The 20,442-nt window shown below is 66.5% G+C and carries 19 protein-coding genes; 7 read left to right on the top strand and 12 right to left on the bottom strand.

Annotated elements, in window-relative coordinates:
• The first annotated feature begins 86 nt into the window (after window positions 1–86).
• The 3 genes from leuA (at window position 87) to pbpG (ending at window position 4,521) form a co-directional block, all read left to right on the top strand.
• Window positions 87–1,781 carry a 2-isopropylmalate synthase gene (gene leuA, locus WG902_RS04090; RefSeq protein WP_340058651.1) on the top strand — a complete coding sequence of 565 codons (1,695 nt, stop codon included), beginning with the start codon at window positions 87–89 and terminating at the stop codon, window positions 1,779–1,781.
• Window positions 1,766–3,304, top strand: coding sequence for a 2-isopropylmalate synthase (locus tag WG902_RS04085; RefSeq protein ID WP_340058650.1), 1,539 nt, complete (start codon window positions 1,766–1,768; stop codon window positions 3,302–3,304). Before leuA ends, WG902_RS04085 begins: the two co-directional genes overlap by 16 nt.
• A 164-nt stretch (window positions 3,305–3,468) precedes the next feature.
• A complete protein-coding gene (gene pbpG, locus WG902_RS04080; RefSeq protein WP_340058648.1) occupies window positions 3,469–4,521 on the top strand; it encodes a D-alanyl-D-alanine endopeptidase in 1,053 nt (350 codons plus the stop codon).
• Window positions 4,522–4,567: 46 nt separating this feature from the next.
• Here pbpG and WG902_RS04075 read toward each other — a convergent pair whose 3' ends face one another.
• Genes WG902_RS04075 through aat form a run of 3 tightly spaced genes read right to left on the bottom strand, consistent with a single transcriptional unit; the run spans window position 4,568 to window position 6,895 of the window.
• On the bottom strand, window positions 4,568–5,365 hold the full coding sequence (locus WG902_RS04075; RefSeq protein WP_340058647.1) for an IclR family transcriptional regulator: 798 nt from the start codon (window positions 5,363–5,365) through the stop codon (window positions 4,568–4,570).
• A 46-nt stretch (window positions 5,366–5,411) separates the two neighbouring features.
• Window positions 5,412–6,152, bottom strand: a complete 741-nt coding sequence (locus tag WG902_RS04070; protein WP_340058646.1) for an arginyltransferase — start codon at window positions 6,150–6,152, stop codon at window positions 5,412–5,414.
• Window positions 6,149–6,895, bottom strand: a complete 747-nt coding sequence (aat, locus tag WG902_RS04065; protein ID WP_340058645.1) for a leucyl/phenylalanyl-tRNA--protein transferase — start codon at window positions 6,893–6,895, stop codon at window positions 6,149–6,151. The genes WG902_RS04070 and aat overlap by 4 nt, the downstream gene beginning before the upstream one ends.
• A gap of 155 nt (window positions 6,896–7,050) precedes the next feature.
• Here aat and WG902_RS04060 point away from each other — a divergent pair, with 155 nt between their 5' ends.
• On the top strand, window positions 7,051–7,362 hold the full coding sequence (locus WG902_RS04060) for a PilZ domain-containing protein (RefSeq protein ID WP_340058644.1): 312 nt from the start codon (window positions 7,051–7,053) through the stop codon (window positions 7,360–7,362).
• Here the strand turns inward: WG902_RS04060 and WG902_RS04055 are convergent.
• Window positions 7,359–7,730, bottom strand: a complete 372-nt coding sequence (locus tag WG902_RS04055) for a PilZ domain-containing protein (RefSeq protein WP_340058643.1) — start codon at window positions 7,728–7,730, stop codon at window positions 7,359–7,361. The two genes, WG902_RS04060 and WG902_RS04055, sit on opposite strands and share 4 nt — an antisense overlap.
• Window positions 7,731–7,898: 168 nt before the next feature.
• On the opposite strand from WG902_RS04055, the gene WG902_RS04050 reads away from it, so the two are divergent.
• Window positions 7,899–8,072 (top strand): hypothetical protein, encoded by a 174-nt coding sequence (locus tag WG902_RS04050; protein ID WP_340058642.1) that lies wholly within the window; start codon window positions 7,899–7,901, stop codon window positions 8,070–8,072.
• 123 nt (window positions 8,073–8,195) lie between these two features.
• Window positions 8,196–9,467: an ABC transporter substrate-binding protein gene (locus WG902_RS04045; RefSeq protein WP_340058641.1), complete on the top strand. Its 1,272-nt coding sequence runs from the start codon at window positions 8,196–8,198 to the stop codon at window positions 9,465–9,467.
• Window positions 9,468–9,474: 7 nt separating this feature from the next.
• Here WG902_RS04045 and WG902_RS04040 read toward each other — a convergent pair whose 3' ends face one another.
• Complete coding sequence (locus WG902_RS04040) at window positions 9,475–9,843, bottom strand: response regulator transcription factor (RefSeq protein ID WP_340058640.1); 369 nt, start codon at window positions 9,841–9,843, stop codon at window positions 9,475–9,477.
• Between the two features lie 112 nt (window positions 9,844–9,955).
• Complete coding sequence (locus WG902_RS04035; protein ID WP_340058639.1) at window positions 9,956–11,782, bottom strand: sensor histidine kinase; 1,827 nt, start codon at window positions 11,780–11,782, stop codon at window positions 9,956–9,958.
• Between the two features lie 267 nt (window positions 11,783–12,049).
• On the opposite strand from WG902_RS04035, the gene WG902_RS04030 reads away from it, so the two are divergent.
• Window positions 12,050–12,634, top strand: coding sequence for a hypothetical protein (locus WG902_RS04030; RefSeq protein WP_340058638.1), 585 nt, complete (start codon window positions 12,050–12,052; stop codon window positions 12,632–12,634).
• Here WG902_RS04030 and WG902_RS04025 read toward each other — a convergent pair.
• From WG902_RS04025 to WG902_RS04000, 6 genes are all read right to left on the bottom strand, one after another.
• The gene (locus WG902_RS04025) at window positions 12,555–13,589 is read right to left on the bottom strand and encodes a DUF2955 domain-containing protein (protein WP_340058637.1); all 1,035 of its coding nucleotides are present in this window, start codon (window positions 13,587–13,589) and stop codon (window positions 12,555–12,557) included. The genes WG902_RS04030 and WG902_RS04025 overlap by 80 nt on opposite strands.
• Window positions 13,590–13,599: 10 nt before the next feature.
• Window positions 13,600–14,703 carry an HlyD family secretion protein gene (locus tag WG902_RS04020; RefSeq protein ID WP_340058636.1) on the bottom strand — a complete coding sequence of 368 codons (1,104 nt, stop codon included), beginning with the start codon at window positions 14,701–14,703 and terminating at the stop codon, window positions 13,600–13,602.
• On the bottom strand, window positions 14,700–16,286 hold the full coding sequence (locus WG902_RS04015; protein WP_340059435.1) for a TolC family protein: 1,587 nt from the start codon (window positions 16,284–16,286) through the stop codon (window positions 14,700–14,702). The genes WG902_RS04020 and WG902_RS04015 overlap by 4 nt, the downstream gene beginning before the upstream one ends.
• Window positions 16,283–17,323 (bottom strand): transporter suffix domain-containing protein, encoded by a 1,041-nt coding sequence (locus WG902_RS04010; RefSeq protein ID WP_340058635.1) that lies wholly within the window; start codon window positions 17,321–17,323, stop codon window positions 16,283–16,285. Before WG902_RS04010 ends, WG902_RS04015 begins: the two co-directional genes overlap by 4 nt.
• Before the next feature lie 85 nt (window positions 17,324–17,408).
• A complete protein-coding gene (locus WG902_RS04005; RefSeq protein ID WP_340058633.1) occupies window positions 17,409–19,238 on the bottom strand; it encodes an esterase/lipase family protein in 1,830 nt (609 codons plus the stop codon).
• Window positions 19,235–20,275, bottom strand: a complete 1,041-nt coding sequence (locus WG902_RS04000; protein ID WP_340058632.1) for an Lnb N-terminal periplasmic domain-containing protein — start codon at window positions 20,273–20,275, stop codon at window positions 19,235–19,237. The genes WG902_RS04005 and WG902_RS04000 overlap by 4 nt, the downstream gene beginning before the upstream one ends.
• Between the last annotated feature and the right edge of the window lie 167 nt (window positions 20,276–20,442).

The raw sequence follows: 20,442 nt of genomic DNA, 5'->3' as shown, positions 1-20,442 counted from the left end.
GATCAACGGCCCGTTTGCACCAGCAGCGGGCCGTTTTTCTTTGGGGCTGCCGGTCCACCACCCTTGAAGCGAGAACTCCGATGCCGATGTTGAAGAACCCCGCCAGCAAATACAGCCCCTTCGCCCCCGTGCGGCTGGCCGACCGCACCTGGCCGGACGCCGTGCTGTCGAAGCCGCCGGTGTGGTGCAGCGTGGACCTGCGCGACGGCAACCAGGCGCTGATCGAGCCCATGGACATCCCGCGCAAGCTGCGCCTGTTCCACGCCCTGGTGGCGATCGGGTTCAAGGAAATCGAGGTCGGCTTCCCTTCGGCCTCGCAGGTGGAATTCGACTTCGTCCGCAAGCTGATCGAGGAAGACCTCATTCCCGGCGACGTGACGATCCAGGTCCTGACCCAGGCGCGCGAGCCGCTGGTACGCCGGACGTTCGAAGCCTTGCAGGGCGCGCCACGGGCGATCGTGCACCTGTACAACGCCACGGCGCCGGTGATGCGCAAGGTGGTGCTGGGACTGGACGAGGAAGGCATCGTCGAACTGGCCACCAGCCAGGCCCGGCTCTTCGTGGAACTGGCCGCACGACAGCCGCAGACCCGATGGACCTTCCAGTACTCGCCCGAGATGTTCTCCGGCACCGAGCTGGCGTTCGCCAAGCGCGTGGTCGATGCGGTCACCGAAGTCTGGCAGCCGACGCCCGCGCGCAAGTGCATCGTCAACTTGCCTTCGACCGTGGAGCACTCCACGCCGAACATCTTTGCGGACATGATCGAGTGGATGCATCGGCACCTGGCGCGGCGCGACAGCATCGTGCTGTCCGTGCATCCGCACAACGACCGCGGCACGGGAACCGCCGCTGGGGAATTCGCCGTGATGGCGGGTGCCGACCGGCTGGAGGGCTGCCTGTTCGGCAATGGCGAGCGCACCGGCAACCTCGACCTGGTGAACGTCGCGCTCAACCTCTATAGCCAGGGCGTGGACCCCGGGCTGGACTTCTCGGACATCGACGAGATCCGCCGCACCGTGGAGCATTGCAACCAGCTGCCGGTGCACCCGCGCCATCCCTACGTCGGCGACCTCGTGTACACCTCGTTCTCCGGCTCGCACCAGGACGCGATCAAGAAGGCCTTTGCCGCCCGCAAGGACAGCGACGTCTGGGACATGCCCTACCTGCCGCTGGACCCCAAGGACCTGGGACGCAGCTACGAGGCGGTGATCCGCGTGAACAGCCAGTCCGGCAAGGGCGGGATTTCCTACCTGCTGGAGTCCGAGTACGGGCTCGAGCTGCCCCGCCGCTTGCAGATCGAATTCAGCCAGGCGGTGCAGACCGTCATGGACGCCAGCGGCAAGGAACTGAACGCGCAGGCGCTCTGGTCGCTCTTCGAGGGCGAGTACCGGATCGGACAGGCCGCCGTGCAGCACCAGGTGCTGGAGCAGGGGACCGCGAGCGCGGGCGGGCTGGTCACGCTGGCCGCGGACGTGCGCATCGCCGGCGGCACGCTGTCGGTGCGCGGCGCCGGCAACGGCCCCATCGACGCCTTCGTCCAGGGCCTGAGCGCGGCGACGGGTGAATCCATCCGCGTGCTCGACTACCATGAGCACGCCGTCGCCTCGGGGGCGGACGCCCGCGCTGTCGCCTACCTCGAGCTGCGGGTGGGCGAGCGCACCCTGTTCGGCGTCGGCATGGACGCGAACATCGTGTCCGCCTCGCTGCAGGCCATCGTCTCGGGCCTGCAGCGCGCCGGCCTCCGCATGGAACACAAGGAACCGACATGGCAGACCAGCTGATCATTTTCGACACGACGCTGCGCGACGGAGAGCAGTCGCCCGGCGCGTCCATGACCCGGGACGAAAAGCTGCGCATCGCGCGCCAGCTCGAGCGGCTGAAGGTGGACGTCATCGAGGCGGGGTTCGCCGCCAGCTCCAATGGCGACTTCGACGCCGTGTACGCCATCGCCACGGCGATCAAGGACTCGACGGTGTGCTCCTTGTCCCGTGCCAACGACCGCGACATTTCCCGCGCCGCCGAAGCGCTCAAGCCGGCGGCCCGCGCGCGCATCCACACCTTCATCGCCACTTCGCCGCTGCACATGGAAAAGAAGCTGCGGATGACGCCGGAACAGGTGCTGGAACAGGCCAAGCAGTCCGTTCGCTTTGCCCGCAACCTCTGCGGCGACATCGAGTTTTCGCCGGAGGACGGCTACCGCAGCGAAATGGACTTCCTCTGCCGCGTGCTCGAGGCCGTCATCAAGGAGGGCGCCACCACCATCAACGTGCCCGATACCGTGGGCTACGCGGTGCCCGAGCTCTACGGACAGTTCATCAGGACGTTGCGCGAGCGCGTACCCAACGCCGACAAGGCGATCTGGTCGGTCCACTGCCACAACGACCTGGGCATGGCGGTGGCCAACTCGCTGGCCGGGGTGAAGCTGGGCGGCGCCCGGCAGGTGGAATGCACGATCAACGGGCTGGGCGAGCGCGCCGGCAACTGTTCGCTGGAAGAGATCGTCATGGCGGTGAAGACGCGCAAGGACTACTACGGACTTGAGCTCAACATCGACACGAAGCACATCGTGGCGGCCAGTCGCATGGTGAGCCAGACGACCGGCTTCGTCGTGCAGCCGAACAAGGCCGTGGTGGGCGCCAATGCCTTCGCCCACGCCAGCGGCATCCACCAGGACGGCGTGCTCAAGGCCCGCGACACCTACGAGATCATGCGGGCCGAGGACGTGGGCTGGAGCTCCAACAAGATGGTGCTGGGCAAGCTGTCGGGCCGCAATGCCTTCAAGGCGCGCCTGCAGGAGCTGGGCGTCCAGCTCGAGAGCGAAGCCGAGGCGAACGCCGCCTTCGCCAAGTTCAAGGAGCTGGCGGACCGCAAGAGCGAGATCTTCGACGAGGACATCCTGGCGCTCGTCGGCGACGAGACCGTGACGCAGGAGCAGGAAACCTACCGGCTTGTCTCTTTGCGGCAACATAGCGAGACCGGCGAGCGGCCGCATGCGGTGGTCGTCTTCACGGCCGGCGGCAAGGAGGTTCGCGGCGAGTCGGACGGCAACGGGCCGGTCGATGCATCGCTCAAGGCGATCGAGAGCCACGTCAGGAGTGGCGCGGAAATGGTGCTGTATTCCGTGAACGCCATCAGCGGTTCCACCGAAAGTCAGGGAGAAGTGACCGTTCGTCTCCAGAACTCCGGTCGCGTCGTCAACGGGGTGGGGGCGGATCCGGATATCGTCGTCGCCTCCGCGAAGGCCTATCTCAGCGCCTTGAACAAGCTGACCAGCAAGTCCGATCGCGTCGCCGCGCAGGGATGAACGGTCGCAACAGTGTCATCCGGCACATGACTCAGCTGTAGGATGCAGCCGTAAGTCATTGATTTGTGTAAATTCTGCGCCATGAGGTTCGTGGCTCAAGTACACTTTGCGCAGAGGGTGTAAGCCGTCTCCTACACCCAAGGCGTCGTTGCCAGGAGTAGCACTTGAACCGACTCGTACAAACCTTTGCATGGAGCGTCGTGGCTCTGGCATTGGCACCCGGCGTGCACGCCGTGGAAGCCAAGGGCGGGGCGACGAAGGATCCGAAGCAGCCGACCATCGTCAAGCAGCCTCGGGTCAGCAAGAGCTTCGCGCAAACGCGCACCACCGTGGTGACCCGGCAGTCGCGCTCGGTCGCACGCATGGTCCCGGCCAAGCCGTCTTTCGGCCAGATCGCCGGCCTGCACGCGGCGGCCGATGACCTGGACCTGAAGTCCAGCGTGGCCCTGGTGATCGACCAGGAAAGCGGCCACGTGCTGCTGCGCAAGAACGAGTCGGCGGTGCTGCCCATCGCCTCCCTCACCAAGCTGATGACCGGGATGATCATCAGCGATGCCAAGCTGCCGATGGACGAGTCCATCACCATTTCGCAGGACGACGTCGATACCGAAAAGCATACCGGCTCGCGCCTGAAGGTGGGCGTCACGCTCACCCGCGGCGAACTGATGCACCTGTCGCTGATGTCCAGCGAAAACCGGGCGGCGAACGCCCTGGGCCGCACGTACCCCGGTGGCATGTCGGCGTTCGTCGAGGCGATGAACACCAAGGCCAAGCTGCTGGGCATGAAGGACACGCGCTACGTCGAGCCGACGGGGCTGTCCAGCCGCAACCAGTCCAGCGCGCAGGACCTCGCCCAGCTCGTGATGAGCGCTTCGCAGGATCCGTTGCTCAGCGAGCTGTCGACGTCGCCGCGCCACGAGGTCACCGTGGGCAAGCGCACCCTGCAATTCAGCAACACCAACCGCCTGGTGAAGAACTCGGCGTGGGACATCACGCTGCAGAAGACCGGCTACATCTCCGAGGCCGGCCAGTGCCTGGTGATGCAGGCCAAGGTGTCCGGCCGCAAGCTGGTGATGGTGTTCCTCGACTCGGCCGGCAAGCTCAGCCGCATCGGCGACGCCGAGCGCGTGCGCCGCTGGGTGGAAACGCAGATGCCTGCCGGGCTGCCCATGCCCACCACGGGTGGCAACACCCTCGTTCGCCAGGTCTCTGGTTGAACCGGCCTGGGCCGTAGGCCGGGTTCGCGCAGCGACCCCGCCGGGATCAAGCGGCCAGCCGCTGCGTCGGCGGCTTGTGCCCCAACGCGTTCGAGATCTCGTTGGCCGTCGCCTGCAGCTTGGAGAGCCAGCTTTCGTCCAGGCGGTCCGCCGGTGCAGAGATCGACAGGCCGGCCACCAGCTTGGACTGGTCGTCGTAGATGCCGGCGGCCATGCACCGAACGCCGAGCTCCAGCTCCTCGTTGTCCCGCGCCATGCCGTATTGGCGCGCCTTGGCCAGCTCCCGTTCCAGCACCGGCAACTGCGTGATGCTGTTCTTCGTGTGCCCGGCCAGCCCCGTGCGGGTGGCGTAGGCACGCACGCGCGGCGCATCGTCGGCGGCGAGGAACAGCTTGCCGGTGGACGTGAGGTGCAGCGGCGCCCGCCCGCCGATGGCGCGCACCACCTGCATGCCGGAGCGTTCGCTGTACGCACGCTCCACATAGATGATTTCGTCGCCCTGGCGCACGCTCAGGTTCACCGGCTGCTGGATCTGCTTGTGCAATTCGCGCATCGGCGCCAGCGCCGCGTCGCGCACATTCAGGCGCGCCTTGACCAGGTTGCCCAGCTCGAGCAGGCGCATGCCGAGGCGGTAGCTGCCCGCCTCGGGACGGTCCACGAAGCGGCCCGTGGCCAGGTCGTTCAGGATGCGGTGGGTGGTGGAAGGGTGCAGGCCCGTCTTCTCGCTGATCTCTTTCAGCGACACGGCATCTTCCCGCGAGGCCAGGACGTCGATCAGCGCAAACATGCGCTCGATCACCTGGATGGTCGGAGTGGCGGGGCCCTGGGAGTCTTTCTTGCGCATGGACGGTTCCTCACCGTCCATTTTACCTTGTGAAAAGGCAGGTGCCTCAGCGGGCGCCGGGCGTCCACTCCCCGTCGACCAGCACCTCGTGGGGATGGAAGCGGGCCTTGTAGTTCATCTTCGGGCTCTCGTCGATCCAGTAGCCCAGGTACACGTGCGGCAGTTTCAGCCGCTTGGCCTGGTCGATCTGCCACAGCACGCTGTAGGTGCCGAAGCTGGCCAGCGGGTCCGGTTCGTAGAAGGTGTACACGGCCGAAATGCCGTCGTTCAGCACGTCGAGGATGGACACCATGCGCAGCGGCCCGGGGCTGCCGTCGGGCAGTTTCTCGCGGAACTCCACCAGGCGGGAGTTCACGCGGCTTTGCAGCAGGAACTGCGTGTACTGGTCGATGCTGTCGTGGTCCATGCCGCCGCCTGCGTGCCGGCCGGTCTGGTAGCGCAGGTACAGGTGGTAGTGCTCGGGCACGAAGCACAGCTTGAGCACGCGCGCCTGCAGGTTGGAATGGCGCGCCCACGCCCGGCGCTGGCTGCGCCCGGGCTCGAACCCGTCGACGACCACGCGCAACGGCACGCAGGCGCGGCAGCCGTCGCAGTAAGGCCGGTACGTGAACATCCCGCTGCGCCGGAAGCCGCCGGTGACGAGTTCCGAGTACGCGTCGTTGTGGATCAGGTGGCTGGGCGTTGCGACCTGCGACCGCGCCTGGCGGCCCGGCAGGTAGCTGCACGGGTACGGCGCCGTGGCGTAGAACTGCAGCGTCTGGAGCGGGAGATCCTTGAGGTGCGTCACGCGGGTGTGGGATGCAGCACGAGTGAATTCCAGTATACGGGTTCGAACTGCCAGCGAGCGGATTCGTGGTGCCGCTCGCGCGCTACTTGTTGCACAAATTGCGCCCGCGCGATCTCGCGGGCGCCGAGCGACGCGAGGTGGCGTGTGTTCTGCTGGCAGTCGATCATCCGCACCTGTGCGTGCCGGCACCACGCCACGAGCGCGGCCAGGGCAATCTTGGAGGCATCCGGCACGCGGGTGAACATCGACTCGCCGAACACGGCGCGCCCGAGCACCACGCAGTACAGCCCACCGGCCAGGCGGCCGTCGATCCAGGTCTCGACGCTGTGCGCATGACCGGCGCGGTGGAAGGCGCGGTAGGCGGACACCATGGCAGGCACGATCCAGGTGCCGCTCTGCCCCGGCCGTTCACTGCCCGCGCACGCCGCGATGACGGCGTCGAAGTCGCCATCGAAACGGATTTCGCAGCGCGGGTCCGCGGCAAAGCGGGCGATGGTCTTGCGCAGCGAGCGATGCAGCTTGAACTCGTCGGTGAACAGCACCATGCGGGGATCCGTGCTCCACCAGAGCACGGGCTGCCCCTCGCTGAACCATGGGAAGACGCCGCTGGCATAGGCGCGCTGCAGGCTGTCGACGTCGAGCGCGCCGCCAGCCGCCAGCAGTCCGGGGGCGGGCTGCTTGTCGTCCCATGCCCGGGACGGGTCGGGAAACGGGTCGCCGGGTTGGAGCCAGGGTAGGTTCATCGGGAAAACGCAGCGGTGCAGGGCCCATTGTGCCGCCCATGCAGGCAGCGGCAGCGCCGCGTCGGTGGCATCCGACGGCGGCTCATCCGAATCCGCCTACAGCGAACAGCGCGAATCCCTCCTAGCGTGTGGCACGCTCGAAGCAAAGGAACTCCATGCACATCACCACCCGGAAGGCACAGCGCGAACAGCGCGTGGCGGAGCGCTTCGAGACGGCCATGCCGGTCTCGGTCGACGGCGTGCCGGGCCTGACGCGCAACATCAGCGCGCGGGGTGTGTACTTCGAGACCGATGTGGCGCAGCGCCTGGGAGCGCTGGTGAACTTCACCGTCGAATACACCTTGCAGGGCCGCAAGCGCTACCTGCTGTGCGAAGGCAAGGTGGTGCGCGTGGAGCAGCAGGGCCGGCGCGTGGGCGTGGCCACCCGCCTGGTGGCGCCATTCTTCGAGGATGCGTCCGCGGCCTAGGCGACGCGGCGCAGCGGGCGCGGCGGGTGGTCCGGGCCACCTTCGGGCACGTCGGGCAAACGCGTCTCGGGCAGCAGCCGTGCCCCTATCGTGAATGCCGTCCCGGATGCCTGGACGCGCACGACCTGCGCCTGGCAGCGCAGCGGGTAGTGATGTCCATCCAGGATGTATTCGACGACGACGTCGATCCGGGCGCCCACGTCATAGCTGCGGTCCGCCACGAAACTCAATCCGCCGGCGCTGAGGTCGTGCGTGGTGCTGTCTTCGCCGTTCACCTGCACGGGCATGGACGCCACATAGCGGTCGGAACTGCGGCGCTCTTCGCGGCGCTGGAGCGGAACCTGGATGGTGACGGCGTTGGCCTGCATGGGTGCTCCCGTTTGCTTCACCCTATCGCTGGGCTACGCGGGCCATGTAGTCCGTGAACGATCCACGGCGTCGGAAGATGCCCTGCACGGGCGAGACCGTTGTGACAAACTGTCGTGCCCAGCCGTGATTTCGTGATGCGCTCTCCCCGTAACAGCGACCATGACCCCGTGCGCCTGCAACCCGCAGGCCGACGCTGGGGCTTCGGCGCCCACAGCGTGGTTCCGTACCTCGCGCATACCCCGGCGCCGCATGCGAAACCAGGCGAATCCGGCGGCGCGATCCGCAATCCTGTGTTTCCGCACATGGACTCGGGGCTGCCGGCGATGCGCCGCAGCCACTGATTTCCTTTCTTTTGGCTAGGGGAGTCCCTTAAAGCGGCAAAATTGCCGAGTTGGCGTGGCTTGCATGCTTGCCACGGAAGTCATAGGCATGTAACTTTCTGTAATCAACACAGAGGAGCATCCATGAGGAACTCGGCACTAATTGCAGCGTTCATCGCAGCGGCCATCGCCGTCCCGTCCTGGGCCCAGGACTCCGCGAAGCCGATCCGCATCGGCCTCATCTTTCCGCTGACGGGCGGCTCGGCGGACATGGGCAACAGCGCCCGCATCGGCGCCCAGGTGGCCGTCGACGAGATCAACCAGGTTGGCGGTTATCTCGGCCGCAAGTTCGAGCTGGTGATCCGCGACGACAAGGCGGACCCGGACACCGGCCTGGCCCACGCGAAGGAACTGGTCGAGAAGGAGAAGGTGAACTTCAACATCGGCTTCTGCAACACCGGCGTGGCGATGAAGGCGCTGGACGTGTTCCAGACGAACAAGAGCATTCTGGTCGTCACCTGCGCAACCGGCACGGCCATCACCGCCAAGTATCCGGCAGCCGACAGCTACATCTTCCGCACCTCGGCGCGCGACTCGCTGCAGACGCAGTTCCTGGTGGACCAGATCGTCAATCGCGGGCTGTCGAAGGTGGCGTTGCTGGTGGACACCAGCGGCTATGGCGAAGCCGGCCTCAAGGACCTGGAAGCGGCCCTCGCACGCGCCAAGCTGAAGCCGCAAGCCGTGGTGCGTTTCAAGGTCGGAGTGAAGAACCTCGACGAGGAAATGCAGCAGCTCAAGGCCAGCGGCGCCGACTCCCTGATCGGCTGGACGGTGGGGCCGGAAGAGGGCGTCATTTCCGCCAGCCGCGCCGCGGTGAACTGGAAGGTGCCGCAATACGGCCCGTGGGGCCTGTCGCATGCGTCGGCCTTCACAGTTTCGGGCGGCAAGGTCGAAGGTTCGATGATGGTCCAGACCGTGCTGCCGAACATCTTCATGGAGCGCAACAGCACCTTCCTGCGCAACTACGCCAAGATCAGCAAGGAAGCGCCGATCGGCTCGATGATGTCCGCGGCGCAAACGTATGACAGCGTCTACCTGATGCTGCGCGCGATGTTCGACTCCAAGGGAGACTTGAGCAGCGCCGGCCTGAAGAAGGCGCTGGAGAACCCGTCGGGCACTTACCGTGGCGTCGTGACGACGTATGAACGCGCCTTTTCGCCGGCCGACCACGACGCCATCTCGGCCAACATGCTGTGGCTGGGAACGTGGAAGAACAGCGAACGCGCCTACGCCTTCAAGGACGACGAGCGCAAGGCGAGCATCATCCGCCGCAAGGAAGTTGCGGCATCGCCGGCCACGGCCGCGGTCATGCCCGTGGCGGTGACAGGGACTGCGGCTGCAGCCGCGAAGAAGTAGTTGCGGCTCAGGCGGTCAGCCGGCGAATGGCTTCCAGCACGCCGGAGCCGCCGTCCGTCTTGCGGAAGTAGGCTGCGCCTCCCGCGCGTTCGGCGCGGCTGCGCGTTTCGTTGTCGTCGAATGCCGTCATGAAGATGATGGGCGAGCTGCCACCTTCGGCAGTGAGCCAGTGCCCGAGATCGATGCCGGACATGCCGCCCAGTTGCACGTCCAGCACCAGGCAATCGAAGGCTGGCTGTTTCGAATCGGCCAGGAAGTCTTCCGCCGACGCGTAGCTGATCGCGTGCATGCCGGCCGCCCGCAGCAGGCGACTGAGCGATCTGCAGAGACTGGGGTCATCGTCGACAACGGCGACGTAAAGGGGCGGCGGGGACATGATCAACATCGCCAGTCTGCGCACCGGCGCGCACCATGTCCACTGCCCTTAAGGGAGGGGCCTAAGCCCTGTCAGCAACCCCCGCCTGCGTGTCACCGACGCACGGTTGCAGTCATTGCTCCAACTCCTCGGCCGTCGGCACGGTAAAGAGGAAACAGGCGCCGCCGCCGGGATGGTTCTCCGCCCATAGCTTGCCGCCGTGGGCCTCGATGATCGTTCGCGAGATGGACAGGCCCATGCCCATGCCCTTGGGTTTGGTCGTGAAGAAGGGCTCGAACAGCCGCGCTGCATCGGTGGCTGCAATTCCGCGGCCACTGTCGGTCACGGCAATTTTCACCGACGCCGGGTCTTCACTCCGGGCGGTGACGACGATGCTGCGCCCCTGCCGGCTCGACTCCTCGATCGAGTCCATTCCGTTGGACACCAGGTTGAGGAGAACCTGCTGCAGGTGGATCCGGTCCCCGGCGATGCGGGGCACGTCTTCGATGATTTTCACATCCAGCTTGACCCGCCGCGCCGCCGCCTCGGGCCTGAGCAACGCGGCCACGTCCCCCAGCAATTCGTCCACGTGGAGGGGTCGCATCTGGACTTCCTGCCGTTTCAGCAGTGCCCGCATGCGGTCGATGACGGCACCCGCACGCTGATCGTCCTTGCGGATGTCGTCGATGATGGCGCGGATTTCCTCGAGGTCGGGCGACTCCTGCTGCAGGAACAGGGCGGCGGCTTCGGCGTTGCGAAGGATGGCGCCCAGTGGCTGGTTGATCTCGTGCGCCAGCGCCATGGCGAGCTCGCCTACGACGGACACCCGTCCGACGTGGGCGATTTCCTGCCGCAGCAACAGCGTTTCCTGCTCGGACAGCTTGCGCGCGGTGCAATCGATCGAAGCGCCCCGGGCGCGGATCGCCCGGCCGTGCGTGTTGAACTCCGCCTGCCCTTGCGATGCGATCCAGCGTATGCCCCCATCGGGCAGCTGGACCCGGAACTCGCCCTGATGGACTCCCGGCGAACTGGTCGTTGCGGTGACGAGCCGGCGGACGCGATCGCGGTCATCGGGATGCACCTTCTGGAGGACCTTCTCCGCCGTGATCAGCTCGGCTTGCGAAAACCCCAGCAGCTCGCGCCACTTGGTATTCGCCCAGATTTCCTCATGGGCGAGGTCCCGGCTCCAGACGCCCAGGTTCGCTGCACGGGCCGCCAGGGTCATGCGTTGTTCGCTCTCGCCAAGTTCGGCCGCCAGTTGGCGGGCATGCAGGAGATCGCGGCTCAACTCGTACGCCATCACGCCCACGATCGGCAAGAGGAACAGGCTGGTGGTGACCGGCATCGGGACGCCCAGCCAGACGATCAGCAGCGCCTGCGCGGCGCTGGCGAGAAGGCAGACGACGGTGCTGCCGCCGATGCGCAGCGCCTTGTCCCGCGCACCCTGGCGCCAGGCGGTCATCATGGCGTCGGCCACGAACAGGATGCAAAGCCACAAGCCCAGATGGGGCACGATCATCCAGGGGTTCGGCACAGCCGTCGGTATCGGGACCCGTTCGCCGAGGAAGGGCACGAAATCCAGCTGTGAAACTTCAAGAAAATTGACGTTCACGCCCGTGGTGAAATTCGGCACCAGCGAAAGCGTGCGCAGGCCGACCACGGTCCATGCCAGCCAGGCGCGGCCGGTCCCCAGGTGTGTATGGGTGAAGCCCACCATGGAAACGATCACCAGCCAGATCGGCAGGTGGCCCCACCGAAGAATGCTCGCCAGCTCGGTGGTCGTGCGCGCGTGCATCAGCATGGCCTCGCATAGCACCATGCCAGCCGTGCCCACGCACATCAGGGAGAAGAACAAGCTGGGCCGGGCCGCGCGATCGTGCAACCAGATCGGCAGGTGGATGGCCGCGAGTGTCAGGCAGGCGGCCGCGAGCATCGACCAGATGACGACGATCCAGTTCACGCGTGTACGCCTGCTTCGATCAGCATTCCATCCCTGCGGCCTCTTATATTGCGCACGAGTGTGCCCTTGGTGCTTCGGATTCGTTGTCCTGGCCTATTGACCTTTGACGGAGAGGGGATTTGCTCATCGCGGGTTGGGGCCGTGGTTCAAGACGGACATGGGACCTTGGGCCAATAGCCAGGGGCGATGCGGGACGCCAGAGTGCCGGATCGAGGCTCGCGGCCAAACGGTCGAATGACAACCCCGATCAACACAGGAAAAACCTTCATGAAGCTCGTCTCGGCTTTTGCCGCCACCCTGCTCGCGCTGCAAGCCGCACCTGCCTTGGCTCAGGTCACCGAAACCACGAAGTCTTCGCCAGGCAAGGCCACCATGGAGCGAACGCGAACCGTGACGGCTGTCGTGACCGAGGTCGATGCCGCGGCAGGCACGGTGACGCTCAAGGGCCCCGACGGACGCATCCATCCCCTGAAGGCGGGGCCGGACGTTCGCAATCTGGCGCAAGTGGCGGTCGGGCAGCGCGTGACCGTCCGTTATCTCGAGTCCCTGTCGCTGACCTTGAAAAAGGACGGCAAGGTCGTGCCCGGCGGCACCACCACCGCCGCGGGAGCGCGCACGAAAGCCGGTGAACTTCCGGGTGGCGCGATCGCCGCCCAGGCTGAAGTCACGGCCGACGTCATCGCCGTGGATGCCAAGTCGCAGATCATCACGCTCAAGGGGCCGCAACAGACGATGGACATGCGCGTGCGGGATCCCGCGCAGCTGAAGCTGATCAAGGTAGGCGACCAGGTCCACGCGGTCTATACGCAGGCCGTGGCGCTTTCCGTGGAACCCGCCCCTGCATCCAAGTGAATGCGGAGACCGCTGCCCACGCATAGAGGGAGACACCCAGCAACACGGCGACCCGCGTGGCGGCTGCGCTCGGGACATCCTTGCCGGCAGCGCTGTCCTCTATCGCAGGCCCCAGCACGATGAACATGGTCACGAGGGCATTGGCCCAGAATGACGGGGGCCAGGAGGTCGGGCGGATCCCGAACATCCTGGTCCCGGCCCACAAGGCGGCGGCCGTCAGCCACAAGACGAGCATCCACAGGTTCGGCCGCAACGTCAGGCCGAACCAGACCAGTGCCGCCATCGCAGCCCCTGCCACCGTGGAGCCCACGAGTTCGCGTCCCGCCGATCGCGCCGTGGCACCACCAGCTTGCTGGCCCAGGAGGACGGACTTCACGAGGGCGGGGACGTAAGAAGCCGGATTGATCAGCGCGAGCACGAAAACCGGCATCACGACCAGCGTGGCCTGCATCGGGTGCCACGGAGCGAGGGGCGGCGCGGCTTTCACCGGGGCGGGTGGGTCCGGAAACAAGGCATGCATCAGCCCGCTGACCACAACCCCGGCCGCGAGCCCGACACCCATGTGAACGCTCAGCACCGTGGCCATCGCCTGGTTCTGGAGGGCGGTCACCGGAATGGCCGTGCACGCGATCACCAGGATCGTGGTGAACGCATTGGCGGTCCGCTTGCCGGCGGAAAATATGGCATGCAGCAAGACGCCGGTGAGCAGGACGCCTGCCAGGGGGTAATGCTCGAGGACCGGGACCATCAGCACCCCGGCCACCAGGACGGCGGCAATGATCATCGCCGCGAGCATGCCCTTGACGAAGGGAAGGGGGGGCCCGGGCTTGGCCAACAGCACGACGGTGACGATGCAGCCCACGAACGGCAACGGGAGCGCAGAAGCGTAGGAAATGAAGGCCGACAGGCCGACGCCAACTGCCAGCCGCAACACCGCCTTGTCAGCCGCATGCATCGGGGCGTGCTCAGTACAGGTAGGAGAAGTAACTCATCGCGCCGATGAAGACCCGCGCGAGCCAGTTCATCACGGGGTAGTCCCCGGTATAGACCAGGACGTCGGCCTGGCCGCCGACGCGGACGCCACGCAATCGAGACTGCTCGGAAGCGTCGAATTCCACCGCCACCGGGAAGCGCTGCGACTGCCGCAGCCAGTCCCGGCTGTTCTCTATCTCCGGCAGGGTGCCCGGCGGAGGCGGCTTGCTGGCGCCGATCCCGGTGCCCACGCTGCGCACCCGCCCCTTGAGCACTTCTCCCGGCATCACGTCCAGCACGATGGCTGCTTCGTCGCCCGGCTTCACGTTGCCCAGGTTGTTTTCGGTCATGTCCGCGCTGATCCACAGGTCGTGGACGGCGATGAGGGTCATGGCAGCCGCTCCCGCCGAGGTGAACTGGCCGACGTCGGTGCGCAGGTCGGTCACGGAGCCGCGCGCCGGAGCAACCACCCGGGTTCGCCGCAGGTCGAGCTCCGCCTTTTCGATCGCCGCGCGGGCGCTCTGGAGCTGGGCGTTCAGTTCACCTTGTTCCCCTGCGGATTCGCGGGCCCGCCGCAAGTCGGCTTCCGCCGCCTTGACACGGCTGTATGCCTGCAGTCGGTTGGCTTGCGCGCTCTGGACCCGCCGAACCGAAAGCGCCCCCGGGTCTTCCGCAAAGATCTGTTCCAGCCGGGCCGCGTCCTGTCGCGCGAAGACTTCGCCGGCCTGCGCCGCCTGCAAGGATGCCTTGGCGGCATCCACGACCGCGGACGACGCGTTGACGGACATGCGCACCGCATCAAAGTCGGAACGGCTGCGCTGGAGCGCGATGCGGTATTGCGTCGGGTCGATGTCGAACAATGGCTGGCCCGGCTGCACTTCGTCGTTGTTCTTCACGTAAACCTTGAGCACCGTACCTGAGACCTCGGCTGCAACCGGGACGACAAAGGCTTGGATCCGGGCCTGGGTGCTGTAGGGGGTGAGGCGGTCGGAGACGAAATACCAGGTCAGGCTGGCGAGGATCAGCACGAGCACGAGGATGGCGCCCCGGCGGCTGCCTCCACCGGGGGCGGGCGCGGGGTTCTGGGTCTTCGTCATGGTTGTCGATCCGGTATCGCAGGTTGCGCATCATCGGCGGCTGGCAGTGGCTCGGCCAGCAGGCCTTTCCAGTTGCTGCGCTTTTCCATCGTCTCGCGGGTCGCATCGTCGATGGCCGGGCGGTTGCGTCCCGGCTCCCAGCCGCCCCCCATGGCCTTGTACAAGGCCACCAGGTTCTGCGTCAGGTTGCCGCGCGTGGTGACCAGCAGGTCCTGCTGGCCGAAGAGCACACGCTGGGCGTCCAGCACGCGCGAGAAGTCGGCCAGCCCTTCCCGGTACTGGATGGTCGCGATGTCGAGCGATCGCTGCGCCGCTTTCACGGCGTCCGCAAGCAAGGGGACCTGTTCACCGGTCTTGACGAAACCGACGGCCGCATCGTCCACCTCGCGCGCCGCGCGCAGCAATGTGTCCTGGTACTGTTCATACAACTGCTGGAACCGTGCGTCCTGCACCAGCACCGCATTGGCGAGGCGTCCGTAGTCGAACACGTTCCAGACCAGGCTTGGCCCCGCGCCCCAGGTGAGCGTCCGGGGCGAGCCATTCAGCGAAGTCGCGGACAAACCAACGGAACCCAGCAGCGAAATGGAGGGATAGAGATCGGCGGCGCTGACGCCGATCAGTGCGGACTGGCCGGCCAACTGCAGTTCCGCCGCGCGGACATCCGGACGACGGCGCAACAGTTCGGCCGGGACATCGACGATGACATCGAGTGTGGCCTGCGGAATCTCGCTGGTGCCCGCGTTCATTTCGACCAGGGGGCCGGGAGTCCTGGCCAGCAAGGTGCCCAGCGCGTTCTGCGCCTGGCGCAGCACCGCCTCGAGTTGCGGAATCGTGGCCAGCGTGCCGAGGTATTGCGCATTCGCCTGCTGGACGTCGAGTTCGGATTCGGTGCCCCCTCGGAACAGGCTCTGGGCGATGTCCAGGCTCCTCTTCTGGAGTTCAGCGTTCTTCCGGGCGATCACCACGCGCGCCTCGAGCGTCCGGATCGAGCAGTACAGGCTGGCAACCTGCGCGGCCATCAGGACCTGCAGGTCGTCGTACCTGGCGATGCTGGCGAAATATCCGGCATCGGCGGCTTCGATGCCGCGCCTGAATTTGCCCCAGAAATCGATTTCCCAGCCGACCTGGAACGCGGCCCCGAGGGTCACCGCGGTGAAGTCGGGCCCGCCGAAGCGCTGCTCGCCGCCCCGCAGCAATTGCGCGCTGGCCTGCTGCACCTGCGGAAAGCGCGCGCTTCCGGCAATCCCGAGCTGGGCCCTCGCTTCCATGATGCGGAGCCCGGCGATGCGCACATTCGGGTTGGCCTGCTGCGCCTCGAGCACCAGGCGATCCAGCACGGGGTCCCCCAGGTTCCGCCACCACTCCGGGTAGGGTGCGCTGCGCGGGCCGCCTGTCGCCGGTGGCAGCGACTGCAGCGATCCGCCGCTCCACGCGTCCAGCCAGGACGAGCGCGGCCGCTCGAAGTCCGGGCCCACCGTCGTGCACGCGCCCAGCAGGACGGCCGTTGCAGCGGTCGCCGCGCGGCAGAACGATGGGATCGCCGGGATGCGGCAAATCCATCCCGCCCGGTGCTCGCAATTCACGCGACCCAAGCGGGGGAAGCGGACGATCGGCCCGCGACCTGGACTCTGGCGCGATGCTGGAAGAGGGCCCGAACCTTGTCCCAGAAGTCGCCCCCCAACAGGAACAATCCGACCAGCACCAAGGCTTCCAGCGCCAGTTCCTGCAGGAACCCGTAGACGCTGCCTGGCGCGCCGGTGATGTACGGAGCAATCCAGGTCATCAGCATGGGCACCATGAACAGCACGAGCCCGAGCCGGTAGCGCCCGCGGCTGACCTGCCGGGGCGGCCCGAACCTGCGCAGCGCGCCAAAGACGAGCTGCTTGAGGTAGTTGAAGCCCGACTTCCCCATGACCGCGACGGCGCCGATCAGCAGGACCTTGTTGGCAATGAAGATGCCGCCGGTCAGGCTGGCGATCTTCCCCGTGCTCCACCCGGCATTCGAGGCCAGGGGGATGAGTCCCCAGGAAAGCACCGTGCACATCAGCATGGCGACTCCCACATAGAACCGCCATCCCACCAGCACGGGCTCCGCGTGCAGGGTGCCTTTCGACGGATCGGGCGTGACGCGTGCGTCGTGCACGAACAATGCATGCAGCTTGTCCCAGAATTCTCCACCGAGCACGAACAGGCCGATGAGCACGACCGCATCGGCAAAGGCGCCCAGCGGGACGCGGAGGTCCGCGATCGTGGGGAACCTGGGTGACAGCAGCGGCTCCGTCCAGCTCAGGAGAAGAGCGATGAAAACGAGCACGACTCCGATTCGGTAGCGTGTCAGGCCCACGGCAGCGGGAGGCGAATCCTGCCTGCCGACCCGGCGCTTGATGAACGCGAACGCCGGCTGGCCGACGAGGCCGACCACGATCAGCATCATCGCCATCGGCAGGCCGAACAGCATCAGCCCGGCCAGCGGTCCGCGTACTTCGCGCGGCAGGTCCATGGCCAGGACCACGGGCACCAGCAACGGCGACAGCATTGCCACGATGAGCAGGACCAGGGCCGTCTTCGTCTTCCAGTCTCCGGATACGGGCGGCTGCTCCTGGAAAGTTCGTTCGCTCATGGTGCCACTCCAGTTGCTCCGATTGCCGTCGCGGACCCCCTTTCTAGCGGCCTCCCGGCGACTTAGATATCGGACCTTGGTCCCATCACTTGGCCGAGCCCTCCAGGTGGGTGTGCAGGATCCGCCGCACCTCCTCGATGGTTTCCGGCAAGGACTGGGCCGAGTGGCCGGAGCGGACCACGAGCTCGGACTCGACCCCTGCGAGGTGCGCGCTGCGGTAGGCGACCACGCCGTCATTCAGCCCGTCCGGTGGCCCGGTTCCGCGCACCGCGATGATCGAATGGGCCCGGACATGCGCCGCGATCTGCAGGTCCGCCAGGGTGCGGATGAAATCGGTGTCCGGATTCATGTTGTCGACGGAGGTGAGCTGTCCCGCCCCAGGACGGAACGACACCGGCAGGTCCAGGAAAGCCTGGGTGCTCCGGACCAGGCGGCCCGGCATCGTGATCAGGCGGCGCATGATCGTCGGCATCCACCCGACCGCGCGAAAGCTGCCTTGGTGCGGCGTGGCGATGAATACCAGCCGCGCGACATCATTCAGCGGCTCGAAGAACATGCCCTCGCGGAACAGATTCTTCGCGTCCGCCGGAGCCTCGAATTTGTCGAACGGCACGTCCGTCACGTTGTCCCAGAACCGGGTGCCGCTGCTCACGGCCATCAGCTTTGCAAGCAGGCCACCCTGGCTGTGGCCGATCACCACGATGCGTCGAAGCGCGGGATCGGCGCGGCGAGGATCGAGTTCTTCGATCGCCGATTGCAGCTCGCGTCTCAACAGGGACGCGGAATAGAGCACGGGTTGTCCGGTGCCGTACTGGAACAGCCAGAACTCGTAACGGTCCCGCAGTGCACTGTCGTTCGCGAGCTCGTTGTACATCTCGGCCCACCTTGCCGGGCTCGACGCCGTGCCATGCACCAGGACCACCGGGATGCGGCCCGGCCGATGCGGCTGCAGCATGAGCAGGCCCCCGCCCTCCGCCGCAATCTCGGCGGACCTCCTGAACCCGGAAATCTCCGAGTTCCACACGTCCGCCCCCTCCAGCTGGTAGGCGATGGCCGCGGTCGAATCGAGTTCCAGCGGCACATCGCGACCGGCCACGCGCAGCGATGTGGCCTGGTCGGACGTGTACACCTCCAGGCGCGCATCGAGCTTGCCGGCGAGAAGGCGGCTCAGCGGGTCCGGAATACGCAGGAAGACGGTCACCGGTACCTTCGTGCTGGCGGGAATGCGGCGGTGTGCGGCCGCGGCGCCCGTGTCCGTGCCGCTGCGTTCGATTTCGGCGGCAAGCGGCATGCCGATGCCCGGCTGCCGGTAGCGGTTGCGCAATCCGCGCACGCGAAAGCTTGCCAGGGGCACGAAGCGGCTGAACCGATACCCTGCCCATTGAAGCTGCGCCGGATCGAGCTCGACGCGCAACTCACCGAAAGGCAGCTGATGCGTGGCCGAACCCACGACCACTTGCCGGCCATCGTCGGACGCGAACCCGCCGGCAAGGCTCTGGTTGTAGAAGTCCATGGCAAGGCGTCCGCGCGGATCGACCGGCGACACCACCGACTCCGGGTCCGCAAGGAATGCGTAGGCGAAGACCGCCGACGCCAGGTAGTAATCGCGGCGGTCCGATTCCCTGGCGATCAGGAAGGACAGCTCTGCCAATGCGAAAAGACGCTCCGGCGTGGGTTGCTTGCGCAGCAGCGTGTACAGCACGTCGAGCGCTTCCTTCGGGCTGTCGCGGTGCATGGCGGCCAGCGCATTGCGGTGCAAGACCTGTTTCGACCATTCGCTGGCTTCACTGCCGGACAGGGCGCTGGCTGTCACGGAGCGGTGGACTTCCTGCGGGCTCGCCCGGGTGACCCCGACCGGCGTGGCACAGCCGGCAAGCAGCCATGCCGCGGCGAGGACGAGTGCGACTGCTTTCATCTGGCCGCCATCCCCGGCAGCCCGTGGCGGATCCGGCGCGAAAAGTCCGGGGCGGTATCCGCGGCGCGCGCGGCTTCGTTGACGTGCGAAGCCCGCATCAGGTCGCTGAAGGGCAGGCTGGTGTCGAGCCGGCCCTCGTCATAGGCGTACTCCGGCGCATACCCCGAAGCAAGAGCCTTCCAGGAGTACACGGGAGCATCGGGATTGGCGCGAGCGTGAAGCAGGATGCGGGTGGTGCAGTTCGTCAGCAGCGTGTTGTAGAACTCCGGCGCGTCGCGCAAGGCATTGATGGCCGCGACATAGTCGAGGAAGAATCGGCGCGCGTTCTCGACCGGTGCCTGCAACCTCAGGAGGTAGACGTCTTCCGGCGGGTCCTTGCGGTAGTTGGTGCGCAGACGGATCAGGTCCCGTTCGTCGCCAACCACGTACACGAGCTCGTACTGGCGGAAGAATCCGCCGAGCGTCGAGTAGCCTTCGGTTCGCTCCCTGCGCGCTTCGATCGATACCGCGAGGTACGCGTCACCGAAGCCGAAAGTGACGAACAGGTGCGCTATGGCGGGGCCCATCCAGTAGACGGAGACGAGATCCACGCTCTCCAGCTTGCGCAGGTCGAAGCTGCGGTCGTAGTAGCGCGCGTCGAAGACGGTTTCACTGCGGTAATCGAAGTTCCGGATGTTGTGGACGGTGACCACGTCGCCGTCGACGGTTGCGTGCGCCAGCCGGGCGACCTCGGGCGCCCACTCGCGGTCATTGGAAGGGCGGATGCCGCTCCACCATCCGAGCAGGGCGACGAACAGCGCACCCGCGACCAGCAGGCCGTGCCGCCGACGCCCCGGGACGAAGAACATCCAGCAAGACGCAAGAGCCACGACGCCGGCGGTGATCGCCATCGCCTGGCGCGTCGCCGGCCCGCCCGGACCGGCGAAATGGAGCAGCCCGGCACCCCATGCACCTGCGCACAGGATCGCAGCCGCGGTGATACCGACGCAGGCTGCACGTCCAGTCTTGCGAACGAAAGACTTCCTGGTCACGCTCATGAACGCACGGTCACCTTCCGCTTTGGACCGGCTCATTTCAGGGCCTGGGGGTACCCTGCGCTATAGGACCTTGGTCCACTGTGCAAGCCGGCGCGCCCACTTCACCATCCCCTCGACCAGACTTCCAGGGTGCACGTCATGATCCGATCGAGTCCCAGCTTGCTAGC

It is taken from the genome of Ramlibacter sp. PS3R-8 (assembly GCF_037572435.1).
Lineage (GTDB): Bacteria > Pseudomonadota > Gammaproteobacteria > Burkholderiales > Burkholderiaceae_C > Ramlibacter.
Note: the sequence above shows the minus strand (reverse complement) of the source record. Positions and strands in the feature narration are given on the sequence as shown.

What these genes read in the sequence shown, in the direction of transcription:
- WG902_RS04040 (WP_340058640.1), bottom strand. Translation starts at nt 9,843, where the DNA reads ATGTCCCCGCCGCCCCTTTACGTCGCCGTTGTCGACGATGACCCCAGT.
- WG902_RS04010 (WP_340058635.1), bottom strand. Translation starts at nt 17,323, where the DNA reads ATGAGCGAACGAACTTTCCAGGAGCAGCCGCCCGTATCCGGAGACTGG.
- WG902_RS04020 (WP_340058636.1), bottom strand. Translation starts at nt 14,703, where the DNA reads ATGACGAAGACCCAGAACCCCGCGCCCGCCCCCGGTGGAGGCAGCCGC.
- WG902_RS04060 (WP_340058644.1), top strand. Translation starts at nt 7,051, where the DNA reads ATGCACATCACCACCCGGAAGGCACAGCGCGAACAGCGCGTGGCGGAG.
- WG902_RS04000 (WP_340058632.1), bottom strand. Translation starts at nt 20,275, where the DNA reads ATGAGCGTGACCAGGAAGTCTTTCGTTCGCAAGACTGGACGTGCAGCC.
- leuA (WP_340058651.1), top strand. Translation starts at nt 87, where the DNA reads ATGTTGAAGAACCCCGCCAGCAAATACAGCCCCTTCGCCCCCGTGCGG.
- WG902_RS04075 (WP_340058647.1), bottom strand. Translation starts at nt 5,365, where the DNA reads ATGCGCAAGAAAGACTCCCAGGGCCCCGCCACTCCGACCATCCAGGTG.
- WG902_RS04055 (WP_340058643.1), bottom strand. Translation starts at nt 7,730, where the DNA reads ATGCAGGCCAACGCCGTCACCATCCAGGTTCCGCTCCAGCGCCGCGAA.
- WG902_RS04005 (WP_340058633.1), bottom strand. Translation starts at nt 19,238, where the DNA reads ATGAAAGCAGTCGCACTCGTCCTCGCCGCGGCATGGCTGCTTGCCGGC.
- WG902_RS04025 (WP_340058637.1), bottom strand. Translation starts at nt 13,589, where the DNA reads ATGCATGCGGCTGACAAGGCGGTGTTGCGGCTGGCAGTTGGCGTCGGC.
- WG902_RS04085 (WP_340058650.1), top strand. Translation starts at nt 1,766, where the DNA reads ATGGCAGACCAGCTGATCATTTTCGACACGACGCTGCGCGACGGAGAG.
- WG902_RS04030 (WP_340058638.1), top strand. Translation starts at nt 12,050, where the DNA reads ATGAAGCTCGTCTCGGCTTTTGCCGCCACCCTGCTCGCGCTGCAAGCC.
- WG902_RS04045 (WP_340058641.1), top strand. Translation starts at nt 8,196, where the DNA reads ATGAGGAACTCGGCACTAATTGCAGCGTTCATCGCAGCGGCCATCGCC.
- aat (WP_340058645.1), bottom strand. Translation starts at nt 6,895, where the DNA reads ATGAACCTACCCTGGCTCCAACCCGGCGACCCGTTTCCCGACCCGTCC.